General features: G+C 63.8%; 9 protein-coding genes. 1 reads left to right on the top strand and 8 read right to left on the bottom strand.

The genetic code is table 11. The features are described 5' to 3' along the window. Positions 1-79: 79 nt before the first annotated feature. Complete coding sequence (locus J0A91_RS11890; protein ID WP_069205088.1) at positions 80-910, bottom strand: DUF7946 domain-containing protein; 831 nt, start codon at positions 908-910, stop codon at positions 80-82. A gap of 91 nt (positions 911-1,001) precedes the next feature. Between J0A91_RS11890 and J0A91_RS11885 the strand changes: the two genes are divergently transcribed. Further along, positions 1,002-1,862: a hypothetical protein gene (locus J0A91_RS11885; protein ID WP_069205087.1), complete on the top strand. Its 861-nt coding sequence runs from the start codon at positions 1,002-1,004 to the stop codon at positions 1,860-1,862. A 475-nt stretch (positions 1,863-2,337) separates the two neighbouring features. Here J0A91_RS11885 and J0A91_RS11880 read toward each other — a convergent pair whose 3' ends face one another. From J0A91_RS11880 to J0A91_RS11850, 7 genes are all read right to left on the bottom strand, one after another. Further along, positions 2,338-3,531 (bottom strand): IS91 family transposase, encoded by a 1,194-nt coding sequence (locus tag J0A91_RS11880; RefSeq protein ID WP_069204867.1) that lies wholly within the window; start codon positions 3,529-3,531, stop codon positions 2,338-2,340. A gap of 4 nt (positions 3,532-3,535) precedes the next feature. Then, on the bottom strand, positions 3,536-4,441 hold the full coding sequence (locus J0A91_RS11875; RefSeq protein ID WP_069204866.1) for a tyrosine-type recombinase/integrase: 906 nt from the start codon (positions 4,439-4,441) through the stop codon (positions 3,536-3,538). A 284-nt stretch (positions 4,442-4,725) separates the two neighbouring features. After that, positions 4,726-5,541, bottom strand: coding sequence for a hypothetical protein (locus tag J0A91_RS11870; RefSeq protein ID WP_069205086.1), 816 nt, complete (start codon positions 5,539-5,541; stop codon positions 4,726-4,728). 69 nt (positions 5,542-5,610) lie between these two features. Then, positions 5,611-7,101 (bottom strand): tryptophan halogenase family protein, encoded by a 1,491-nt coding sequence (locus J0A91_RS11865; protein ID WP_069205085.1) that lies wholly within the window; start codon positions 7,099-7,101, stop codon positions 5,611-5,613. Continuing rightward, positions 7,098-8,096: a cupin-like domain-containing protein gene (locus J0A91_RS11860; RefSeq protein ID WP_150126903.1), complete on the bottom strand. Its 999-nt coding sequence runs from the start codon at positions 8,094-8,096 to the stop codon at positions 7,098-7,100. The genes J0A91_RS11865 and J0A91_RS11860 overlap by 4 nt, the downstream gene beginning before the upstream one ends. Continuing rightward, the gene (locus J0A91_RS11855) at positions 8,093-8,845 is read right to left on the bottom strand and encodes a SapC family protein (RefSeq protein WP_069205084.1); all 753 of its coding nucleotides are present in this window, start codon (positions 8,843-8,845) and stop codon (positions 8,093-8,095) included. Before J0A91_RS11855 ends, J0A91_RS11860 begins: the two co-directional genes overlap by 4 nt. A gap of 85 nt (positions 8,846-8,930) precedes the next feature. Next, positions 8,931-12,131 carry a TonB-dependent receptor gene (locus J0A91_RS11850; RefSeq protein WP_069205083.1) on the bottom strand — a complete coding sequence of 1,067 codons (3,201 nt, stop codon included), beginning with the start codon at positions 12,129-12,131 and terminating at the stop codon, positions 8,931-8,933. Positions 12,132-12,443 lie beyond the last annotated feature (312 nt).

The raw sequence follows: 12,443 nt of genomic DNA, 5'->3' as shown, positions 1-12,443 counted from the left end.
GTATTCACACCATCTAAAACAAGGGCAACTTTCTGCGTAAGGTCACCGCGGGCACTTTCCTCTGTAATAGTGACTGAACCTAAGTGGTAGCTCGTTCGGCACGGTGGATAACGTATCGCTTCGGTCGCCCGTCCATCGCGAGAATTCGAGTAAACGTGGCGCTAATCTTACCGCCAGTTCGGTTTGAGTATTGGTCTAAGCCCCATGAGAATACCTGTCTAAATTGCCGCAGCTTATCGCGTTTCATACTAAATGGTATTACGTGACCATGATCCTGGTCAAAAACACTTCCATATCCAGAGTTGGCATTGAATGCTGAAACGCTGAAGGCTTTCGTTATCTCGTGATTATCCTCAACGTTCTGCTTGACATATTCCTTAGTTGACTCATCGAAGGTCGCTATGGGATTTATGTTTATACCACCCGAGATCAGCATCTCTTCGGCCCCAGACCCGATAACGCTGTGAGCTTGGCGGATGGGGGCTTCTGTTATTGCTACCAGGGCCTCGACATCACCTGTCCGTGCCCGATTAGCGAGGAGCCGGGCTAGAGCTTCGTCATCGGCGGTCTGCCCAAGGTTTTTATTGATGACTCGCCGGACTAGCGCGTCGAGGAAGCTACCGCTGGCCGCCCCTTCAGCCACGGAGCCAAACACGTCAGCAGGATTATTTGTCAACTTGACGAAGAAGTCAGCGATGACGCTGCCTTCCTCTGGCGCCTTGGCTCGAACGGCGTGCCTGCCGTCGAACTCGCCCCGCTGCCTTATCTTGCCGGAGTCGGCATAGTTGGCGACCAGCGACAGGGTCCAAGCGAACCCAGCAAGCGCCATGTAACCATCATAGCCCTCAAACTGATGATCGTCAGCAAGGTCACCGGTCAGCTTTAAGCGATAAGGTACGATCGCAGGCATTGGCCCCCACTCATCTACTATCTTCCCCCGCACAGCCTCCGTGCTAAACCACTGCCGGTCAAGGGGTAAGGGCTAAGGCGTGGACATCTGAATGGGCGGGGACATCAGCATTGGGGCCGTAGGTGCCGCGCTCATCGCTGGTGTCGTGTCGCTCCTCGGCCTCATTATCAGCAAGGAGCAGAAAACTTCCGAGTTTCGTCAGGCTTGGGTGGATGCGCTTAGGTCCGAGATCACGGCTTATCTGACGAGCTTCAATGCCATCGCCGACGCCGTGGGGGTGACATACAAGGATCAAGCAGAAAAGGTTAAGGCGCTTGCTCCGCTTTACTCGCAGCTAAACCAAGCAAGCTTCGCTATAACGCTGCGGGTAAATCCCGATGAGCGCCGGTCAAAGGCGGTGCTGGTCTGCATGAAGCGATTTCAGCAGCTAACTGCTAACGACAGCAATATGACGCCTGCCAACATCAGGCCGATTGAACTTGACTTCCTTAACGCCTCTAAAGATCTACTCAAGTACGAATGGAATCGTGTAAAGAGAGGCGAGTTAACATTTGTCATCACAAAGGTGCTGGCGGCGCTCGTCGTCATCGTAGCGCTATGGTATTGGTTGTTCGCTGACCCCAAGGATGAATTTGAGAAAGACAAGCTCGATGGCAAGGTGGCTATAATCAATAACGTGACCAGTGAACTCAATCAGTCGGCTCAGCCTCTCATCGCTCCGCAACACTGTACCTCACCCATCGCACGACCCAGATCTGATGAACATGTGCGAAGCGGGACCTCTGATCGTATAAGGCGCGCAGGCCCCATCTACCCGGGGCGTCCCCTCCGCAAAACGAACGCGCCTGCCCAGCCCGCAATATCTGGCGTCAGACCCAATTCCGCAGCTGTTTGCCCTCGTGACGATATTCTGCCTCAAACCAGCGTAAACGGCGTTGTCCAAAATTACTAAACGAACGCGTGTAAATTGAACGCGCATTTTGCAGACGGCTGCATTTGAGGCTTTCTTGCAGCGAACCGAATGACTGATGTCGCGTCGCGTCGCTTTGCTGTCGGCAGGCAAAGGATTCTGCGGACGGCGGGTTTCGGCAGAAGCAGCCTTCTAATGCTTGGCGATCCAACGGCCCATTTTGTGAAGGGTTTCGGGCGCTTGCGTACGAAAGCCTCCAGTGCAGGAACCCGCGGGCCCCACGCGCTGGTCTATGGGTAAAGCGGCTTTTGGGTGGTTCTGACGGGTAAGCGATGCCGATCCGGAAGTGTCGGTTCTGGCCGGATCAACGTGACTTTGTGCGGCGTCAGAGTGCGGACGGTGGTGGTTTTGCTGGTCGGTGCGTGCTGCGCTGGGCTGGATTGCGGAATGGGCATGCACTGGGTCATCGGCCAGGACGCCGTGGGCGCGACCGTCGTGCAGCCTGAGCCATGCCGGATCATGGCGCATTCCCCCGGATTGGCGATGCCGATGATGGCGGCGCGCGGGGCTGGCACCAGCGGGCGAAGGCCTCGATGATGGTCATGTGCCCGCCGCAACATGGGCATGGCGGGCGATGGTCGGGAGGTTCGTCGGGTTCGGGCTCCTCGACCGGTACAGCAACGCCCAGCAGCCTGCGGGCCAGCGCCACGGTGTCCTTGTGGGTCGAACTGGCGAGCAGGCCGTAATGCCGGATGCGGTGGAAGCCGCGCGGCAGAACGTGGATCAGGAAGCGGCGGACGAACTCGCCGCTCGCCAGCGTCATGACCTGCTGGCGTTCAGCAGCAGGGCGGCGATAGTCCTTGTAGCGGAACGTCACGCCGGCCTCGTCGAAGCCGATGAGCCGCCGGTTCGAGATGGCAACGCGGTGCGTGTAGCGCGAGAGATAGGCCAGCACCGCCTGCGGCCCGGCGAAGGGTGGTTTGGCATAGACCACCCAGCGCTTCTTACGGATGGGCGACAGATGCCGCAGGAAGGTCTTACGCGAGGCCAGGCCTGCCAAGGCGTTGAAGAAGGCCAGCTTGCCGGCGTCGAACAACGCCAGCAAGCGTGTGAGGAACAGCCGGCGGAACAACGCACCCAGCACGCGCACTGGTAACAGGAAGGCCGGGCGCGACGAGATCCAGCGCGTGCCATCGAGCGCGATGCCGCCGCCGGGCACGATCATGTGCACATGTGGGTGGTGAGTCAGCGCCGATCCCCAGGTGTGCAAGACAGCAGTGATGCCGATCCGCGCACCAAGGTGCTTGGGATCGGCGGCGATGGTCAGCATCGTATCCGCAGCAGCGCGGAAGAGCAGGTCATAGACCACCGCCTTGTTCTGCCACGCGATGTCGGCGATCTCGGCGGGCAGCGTGAAGACGACATGGAAGTAGCCAACCGGTAATAGATCGGCCTCGCGCGCGGCCAGCCAGGTGCGCGCGGCGGCGCCCTGACATTTGGGACAATGCCGGTTGCGGCAGGAGTTGTAGGCGATACGCCAGTGCCCACAGTCGTCGCAGGCCTCGACGTGACCGCCCAGCGCGGCGGTGCGGCAGTTCTCGATGGCCGTCATGACCTTGAGCTGGCCGAGGCTGAGATGCCCGGCATGGGCCGCCCGATAGGCGGGCCCGGCGCTGCGGAAGATATCGGCGACCTCGATTGAGGCGCGCACCGGTTCAACCGGGAGGGGCCCTGCCTTCCATCACGGCCACGATCTGGTCGAGCGGGCTGGCCACCGCCCGCATCGTCTTGCTCGAGACCTGGGTGTAGATGCCGGTCGTGTTGATGTTCACGTGTCCCAGCAGGACTTGGATGACCCGGATATCGACACCCTGCTCGAGCAGGTGAGTGGCAAACGAATGCCGCAATGTGTGCGGGCTTACCCGCTTGTGGATCTCGGCGCGCTCGGCCGCTTCCTGCACGACGCGGTGCAACTGGCGGGCCGAGATCGGATCCGTGCCATTGCGACCGGGGAACAGCCAGCCATGGGGTAACATCACACCGCGCCGCTTGCCTTCGCGCCACCATTGACGGAGCAAGTCCAGCAAATGCGGTGAGAGCATGGCGTTGCGGTCCTTGCGTCCCTTGCCCTGCTCGACGCGGATCATCATCCGGGTGCTGTCGATGTCATCGACCTTGAGATGGGCAACCTCCGAGACCCGCAGGCCCGCGCCATAGGCCACGCTGAGGGCCGCTTTGTATTTGATGCCTGGCGCAGCCTCGAGCAGCCGCGCTGTCTCCTCGACGCTCAAGACCACACGCAGCTTGGGCATGCAGCGAACAACGACGAGCCCCAGCGCCATCTCCGGGCGCTTGAGGGTTATCCCGAACAGGAACCGCAGTGCCGAAACGCCCCCATTGATCGTGGCCGGCCCCACGGCGCGCTCGTGCTGGTCGACCTGATAACGCCGCAGGTCTTCCATTGTGGCCGTATCCGGCGGACGGCCCAGGAACGCGGCGAAGCTCCGAACATGCCGGATATAGTCCTTCTGTGTGTGCGCCCCGAAGCCACGCATCGTCATGTCCTGCAACATCCGCTCACGCAGCGAATGGGGCGGAGCAGCGGTCGTGATAGCATCCATGGTAAGTTCCTCTCCGTTGAAGGAACTCCACAGTCGGCGGGCGACGCCGCCTCGCCGAAAGCCTCACAAATACTACGCTACGTCATCCCAAGCGACCCTCCCGCGGAGCGGGTTCGTGCAGTGGTCGGGAGGTGCCCCGAACCGGGGCTCGCTCAACCGCAGCTATGCCTATTTCTCTCACCAAAAGCTGTCATGTCCGCTTGCCACCCGCTTTCGGCTGTCTGCCGCGACGCGCGCGTACATCCCGCGTCGGGCGGGCCGCCTCCCATGATGCGCTTCGCTCGTCACGGGCGCCGCGCCACCTGCGCCAGATCGGGCACCACCACATCAACCTCGAAGCGCGGTCGCGCGCCGCGCGCTTGCCGTTCCGCCTCGGCGATGTCGGCCGCCTCGCGGTCGCGGGCGAGGCGCTGTTGGTACATCGCGGTCAGGCGGAAACTGTGCGCGTCGGTGCTTTCGCCACGGCGGCGTTTGATGTGGGCGGGTTCGTCGGCCTCACAGGCGATCTTCTGGCGGATGGCGAGCAGCATGAGCGCCTGATCGGCGGTCATCGGCGGGATCGCGGGCGGGTCGTTGTGGCGCCAGGCATCGTCCTCATAGCTCAGCGGCGACCAGCTTGCGATCAGCGCCCATTGCAGCCGTTCGTGGCCCTGCCGCAGCGCGAGCCGCATTTCACGGGCGAAGCCGGGGTCGGCGTGCGCGCGTGCGTAAAACGCCGAATGCGAGAAGCCAGCCGCCGCGGCACTGAGGCGCACATTGGCGGTCGCGCCGAGCGCGGCGAGGAAGACCTGCGCGCGCTCGGTGGTGAGCCGCCCGTTGGGCACGCGGCGCACTTGCAGCCGGCCCGAGCGGGTGCGGATGATGCGCGGTGCGTTCGCGGTGGTATGCGCCGGCGACGGTTTGGACAGCGCAGCGTGCGCGACCACGAGCGCCGCGTCCCAGGCGGTGGCGAAGGCGGGGTGCTTGGCGCGTCGCCGCGTGAATTTCGCGCGATGCGCGCCGACCATCCGCGCCGCCTCGCGCACGTTGCCGGTACGGCGTAGCGCGGCGAGGAAGGCACGGTTTTCGAGCGCCTGGGCGCGGGTGAAGGGTCGCGGCATCGACGTGCCAGTTCTACGCTGAAATCCTATTTGGCAAGAGGCTCGCCGCCAGACCAAGCCGCCGAGCGCTTACGCCCCCGCCCCGCAATAGTGCTCCAGAAACGCCTGATGCGTCGGCATCCGCGCGACCGCGCCCGCGATGCCATCCCGCACATCGGCGAACGCGCGGCGCAGATGCTCGACGCTCAGCATATGCCCCATCCGGTGATAGCCGGTCGGCTCAAGCCGCTGGCCGAGCATCACCTGCAGCCAGCTATCCGCCTGGAACAGATCGTCGGCGGTCTGCGGGGTCAGCGCCGCCTCGTGGAACAGGGCGATGCGCTGGGCGAGCGTGTCGGGGATCGGCATCGTCCGGCAGCGTTCCCAGAAGGGATCATCGCGGCGTTCGGTGAGATGATAATGCAGGATGATGAAATCGCGCACGCGCTCGAGTTCGGTCTCGGCGAGATCGTTGTAATGTTTGACCAGCGACGGCGTGACCCCGCCGAACGGAAACGCCTGGATCAGCCGAGTCACGCCGATCATGATGAGGTGGATGCTGGTCGATTCGAGCGGTTCGACGAACCCGCTGGCAAGCCCGAGCGCGACGCAGTTGCGATCCCACACGCGCTTGCGGCGGCCGGTGACGTAGCGGATCAGGCGCGGCTCGGTGATCGGTTCGCCGTCGATCTGCGCGAGCAGCTTGGCGCGCGCGGCATCGTCCGACAGGAAATCGCTGCAATAGACGAGGCCGTTGCCGACACGGTGCTGCAACGGGATCTGCCATTGCCACCCCGCCTCATGCGCGATCGCGCGCGTGTACGGCAGCGGCGGAGCGACCGCCTTGGTCTGCACCGCGAGCGCGCGGTTGGTCGGCAGCCAGTGGCTCCAATCCTCATAGCCGGCCTTGAGCGTCTGTTCGATCAGCAGCCCGCGAAAGCCGGTGCAATCGACGAACAGATCGCCCTCGATCACGCGCCCGTCGGCGAGGTCGAGCGCTTCGATATCGCCGGTTTCGGCATTCTGCCGTACCCCGCCGATACGGCCCTCGATGCGGGTGACGCCCTTCGCCTCGCTGAAGCGGCGCAGGAAACCGGCGTAGAGCGAGGCGTCGAAATGATAGGCGTAGTTGATCTTGGCGGTATCGGAGGTGGCGAACTTGCCCGCCTCGGCGGCGGCGAGTTCGAGGCAATAAGCGCCGAGATCGTCGGCGACACCGGCCTCACGCCCGCGCAGCCACATATGCTGGAAGTCGCCCATCCAGATCGACTGGCCGACGCGGCCGAACGAATGGACGTAGCGGTCGCCGCGCCGCGCCCAGTTCTCGAAGGCGATGCCGAGTTTGAAGGTCGCCTGAGTCGCGCGCATGAACTCGCGCTCGTCGATCTCCAGAAAGCGGTGGAAGGTGCGGATCGTCGGGATCGTCGCCTCGCCGACGCCGACCGTGCCGATCTCGTCGGATTCGACCAATATGATATCGAGCAGCGCGCCGAGATGCTTCGACAGCGCCGCCGCCGCGACCCAGCCGGCGGTGCCGCCGCCGGCGATGACGACGCGGCGGATGGTCTGTGCGGGGTTCATCGGTTCAGCCTTTGCAGCAGATATGCGCGCAGCCGGCGCGCGCCGGGCGCGTCGAGCGGGGCGAGCGGCCCGCGCGCCGCCTCTGGGAGATGTTCGCCCGCGCGCTCGGCGGGGCCGAACACATAATAGTCGAACAGGGCGCGCCACGCCTGTTTCTCGCTGTCGGGGCGGTCGCGCAGGCTGAGCAGGCCGTGGAGCAGCGTGTTCATCGGCGAATCGAGGAAGGCGGGCGCGTCGTTCCACCAATAGTTGATGAGGATGTTGAAGCCGTCGAGCGCCTCGACATTGTGCCACCACAAGGCCGGATAGACGAGCACGTCGCCGGGTTCGAGATCGAACACCTGCGCCGCGCGCTGCGCCTCGGCGAAGCGCGGATAGCGCGCGAGATCGGGCGCACGCGGATCGACCATGCTGACCGCCTGCCCGCCCGGTGTCGGGTCGAGCGGGCCGGGATAGAGGTTCGCGACCTGCTCGGGCGGAAACAACGTGAAGCGCCGCCGCCCGGCGACGCAGCAGGCGACGTTGTTCGACATGTCGTAATGCGTCGCCGCGACGGTATGGTTGCCGATCCAGATGCTCGCACGCGGCGTCGCCCCGGCGAAGGCCGTCGCGGGAAGGTCGTTCGCGTCGCGCAGCCCGGGCAGATAGGTGTCGAGGTCGGTCGATCCGATATAGAGCGCTTCGTCCTGCGGTGTCCCGAGCAGCCGGTCGAGCCAGGCGTCGAGCTTCACCCGCGTCGCGGTGAAATTCATCGCCGTCACGCTGTCATCGTAGAAGAAGCGGCCGTGGATCTGCGGCGGCCCGGCATAGCCGACCACCGGCGCGCCCTGGTAGAAGCGCTTGAGATAGTCCGCCGCAGCGTCCGCGCCGGTCAGGCCGGCACGCACCAGCGGCCAGTCGCGGACGAGACCGCGCAGCACCACCGGCTGCTGCCCTGCGATCAGCGCGGCGACATCGAAATCGCGCACCGCCTCGGCGAGAGCCGTGCCCGTCACGCCGCGACCGGAGTGACGGGCACCGCTTCGCCAGCCTCGGCACGGCGGCGGCGGTTCTTGAGGTCGATCAGCCGGCCAACGTTGCTGAGCGAGGATGCGACGAGGAAGGCGTGGCGCAGGAAGCCGCTCTGGTTGAGCGTGGCCAGCGCCGTGCCGTCGAGCTGCGCGAGGCGATCGGTGGCGATCGTGTAGCAGCCGGGCACCGTGTAGCGGGTCGTGTCGTCGAGCGCGATATCGAGCGCGACCGGCGCGATCAGATCGGCCGCGGCGAAGGCCGCGAACATCGCCTCGCGCTGGCGCTGGCCGTCGTGGATCACCTGCAGCACCCGCACAATATGGTCGAGATAGGGCGCCCGCCCGCCATGCGGCAGGAACACCGCCTGCCCGTCCGGCGCGCTGATGCGGGGGGATTCGAGATCGATGTAGATCATCGGCTCCTGCCGGCCATCCCGCTCGCCCGTTCCGATCAGGAACGGCCCGCGCTGGCGCAAAGCGGGGACATGCCGCGCCTGCCAGCCGGCGGAATCGAGGAACAGATTTTCGTCGCGATCGAACCCGAGCAACCCCACCGCGTAAAAGGCGCCGGCGGCGTCCTTGCGGAACAGGATCGGATACTCGCGCTGGAGATCGTCGAATTCGTTGGGGAAGACCGCGCATTCGTTGACCGCGTCACCGAAGCGCGCGGCATATCCGATCGCGACGCGAAGATCGGCATGTGTGACGGAATCGAGAAGAACCGGCGTGGTCATCGAACACTCATATGCCCTTGCCGACGCACGCGGCAATGCGGCGCTTCGTCCGGGGTGCGGACACCCCGGACGTCGCCCCCTTATCTCAGAACTTGTAGCGCGCGCCGAACAGGAAGCGCCGCTTGAGCTCCTGCGCGAACCACAGGTTGCTCTCCGCCCGGCCGTAGGTGCGCAGGCTCGAATTGGTCAGGTTGATGCCCTCGACCGAGAGCGCGATATGATCGTTGAGATCATAGCTGATGTTCGCGTCGAGCTGACCATAAGGCTTGGTGTAGACCGGGTTCTTGTAGCTGTCGCGGTTGAGCGACGTCAGGAAGCTGTCACGCCAATTGTAGCTCAGCCGCGCCGATATGCCGTGCTTGTCGTAGATCAGCGTGGCGTTGGCGGTGTTGCTGAGGCCGGTCAGCGCGAACTGGTCGAAGCTCGGGCTGCCGCCATTGTCGAAGCCGATATTGCCCTTCACGTATGTGAAGCTGCCCGACACGCCGAAGCCGGTTTCGCCCAGGAAATATTGCCCGGCGATTTCGAAGCCGTAGATTTCGGCGTCCTTGTTGTTGATCGGCTTCGAGAGCGTGAAGACATAATATGGGTCCGACCCATTGCCGTTGAGATCGACCGCCGACAGCACGGTGTTGATGAACGCCTGATCGATCGACTTCGTGGTGGTGTTGTAATGCTGCCCGAACTCGGTCGCCGCTGCGGCCGCGCCGTCGCGTTGGATCAGCGCCGCATAAGTGAACAGATTGACGTCGCTGATATCGGCGCCGAGCGTGGACAGTGCCGCCTTGGCCTGCCCCGAAAGCGTTCCCGCCGCACCCGAACTCGGATCGCGCACGCTGAACAACGGCGCCTGCGACTGGCCGGTGCCGATGAAGTTGTGAACGCGCTTGTCGAAGAAGCCGACCGAGAAATAGGTGTCCGGCTTGAAATAATATTCGAACGACAGATCGATGTTGTCGGAGATCAGCGGCGCGAGATTGGGATCGCCGGTCGATGCGGTGGCAACGCCGCCAAGCGCGGTCGGGCGCGGTGGCGCGGCGATCGAATAGGATGTGAACAGATTGTCGTAATTCGGCCGCGCGATCGTCCGGCTTGCCGAGAAGCGGCCGATCAGGTTGCGCTTCAGCTCCATCTGGAAGTCGAACGACGGCAGGATGTTGTCGTAAGATCCGCGCCCGGTGAGCGTCGATGGCGTATTGGCGAGATTGATCGTGAAGTCGTTGTCCGAAACCCAGCTTATCGAGCTCGGCAGATACTGGATCCCGATCGCCTCTTCCTTGGTATGTTCATAGCGCGCGCCCGCAACGAGGCTGGTTTCATGCCCGGCGAGCTGACCCTTCCAGGTGACCTGCGCATAGCCGGCGTAGATCGTTTCCTTGACGGTGTTGTTCTGGCGCGCGGTGAAGCCGATCGCATTGCCCTGACCCGCGTAATAGGTGGACAGCTTGTCGTAGAGGTTCACCGCGTTGCCGCGGAAAGCGATCAGATTCACGCCCGTCGCTTTGGGATCGTAGGCGCTGAACTTGCACAACAGGCAGAAATCCTGAAGCGCGCCCGGCGCGACCTGATTGACGTCGCCGGGGTGATCGACGCTCCAGTTACCGAGCGTCTGCTGGGTCGAGATGAGCTGCTGGTTGGTCTTGCTATCGCGGTACAGCCCACCGAAATCGAACCGGCTACCTTCACCGAGATCCCAGCCGAAATCGATCCGGCCTTCCTTCACCGTCTGGCGCTGGCTGGTGGTGTAGGTGCGGCCGATCTGCGAACCGACATCACCGCTGTCGAGCACGCCGTTGCCGTTGCCCTTGAGCGCATCGTTGATGGTCTCGTCCTGCACGGGGATCATGCCGCTGTAATCGACCGAGTGCGCGGTGACGACGTTGGCGCCGAGGCCGACCAGAGTCGAGCTGGTGCCGTTGGGCGCATCGGGCAGCACCGACGATTTGCCGTAATGGCCGTCGATCGCAATGGTGAAGTTGCTGGCAGCATCCCATTTCAGGTTGAGGCCGTAATCCTCAAGCGTGTTCTTCTGCGCGCGATATTGCTGCTCCCAATCCTCGTCCTTCACGCCCGCGACCGTCTCGTGGAGATAGGTCGTGGTGGCGACGGCGGGATTGTTGTCGAAGGTGACGACATCGAACGGCCGGTTGAACCAGTTCGCCTCGTCCGAACGCTCCTCCTTCTGCTTGGTCCGTGCGTACAGCGCGTCGGCGGTCACTGTCAGCGAGTCGGTCGGCTTGAACTGGATGATGGCCTGGCCGTTCAGCCGCTGGTATTTGTCGTCGGCGAAATGGTAGCGGCTGTCGTTGGGCACCGAGACGAGCTTGTTAGGGTCGGTCGGCGCGTTGTTGATCTTGGTGGCGGCGTTGACGAAGCCGTTGGCCGGATCAATGAAATCCTTGTATGTGCGGATGTTCCAGCCGTTCGACGTGGCCGACACGGTTGAGAAGTGCCGCTCCTGATAGCTGCCGAATAGCGACACGCCGAAGGTCTGGTCGGGGTTGGACCAGCTCGCGAGGCCGGTGAATTCGGGGGTGACGACCGAGCCGCAATCGACACAGTCGCTCGCGCTGGTATCATAGTTCAGCTTGGCGCCGACGCTGCCGTTGAAACCGGCGTCGCGCGCATCGAGCGGGCGGCGGGTGACGACGTTGATCGTCGCGCCGATGCCGCCCGAGGGCACCGCCGCGCGGCCGGTCTTGTAGACCTCCAGCGTCTTGACGCCTTCCGAGGCGAGGTTCGAGAAGTCGAACGATCGCGTCACGCCGACCGTGCCGTCGGCGCTTTCGTCGCCGCCGACGGTCTGCGCGTAGGACGAGGCAAGCGTGCGGCCGTTCAGCGTGACGAGGTTGAAGCTCGGCCCGAAGCCGCGCACGGTGACCTGCGCGCCCTGCCCGTTGACGCGATCGATCGAGACGCCGGTGATGCGCTGGAGCGATTCCGCCAGGTTGGTGTCCGGGAACTTGCCGATGTCTTCCGCCGAAATCGCGTCGACGATGCCGGTCGAGTTGCGCTTGATCGCGATCGACCGTTCGAGGCTGGCGCGCACGCCGGTCACGACGATGTCGTCGGCAGTGGCTGCGGCGGTGTCGGGAACGCTGTTGGTGGCGGTGGCGCCGGTTTCGCGCGCCGGCGTGGCGGGCGCGGTATCGGCGTGCGGCGTGCCCTGCTGCGACGACACGGATGAATCCTGCGCGGCTGCCGATTGCGGCAATGCCAGCCCCGTCGCGATCGCGACGATCGAAGCCGACCAGGCGAGTGCCGACGCGTGACTAAGGCTTTTCATAAAATCCCCTCTCCCAAGGTGCGGCCCTTGCGGCCGCCGTTCGCTTGCGATTCCCCCTGTTCGGGATCGACACCGACAGAGCTACTCTATTGTCCGACGTTGTCAACCGCCGATTGTTGCTGCGACATTTCCGCTTGGCGGCGACACCCGGCACCCGCTGCGCGCGAAATGCCCTTTTCGACCGGAAAGCGGTCCAACTGACTGATATCGTCGGCCTTCTTCCGCAAGACGCGCTCGTGCGGAATCGTGGGTAGGGTAACAGGCCGTCGGCGCGATCACGTCGTGGTGCCGCCATAAAACTGTCAACGTTAT

It is taken from the genome of Sphingomonas panacis (genome assembly GCF_001717955.1).
Classification (GTDB): Bacteria; Pseudomonadota; Alphaproteobacteria; order Sphingomonadales; family Sphingomonadaceae; genus Sphingomonas; species Sphingomonas panacis.
This window is presented reverse-complemented; position numbering and strand designations above follow the sequence as displayed.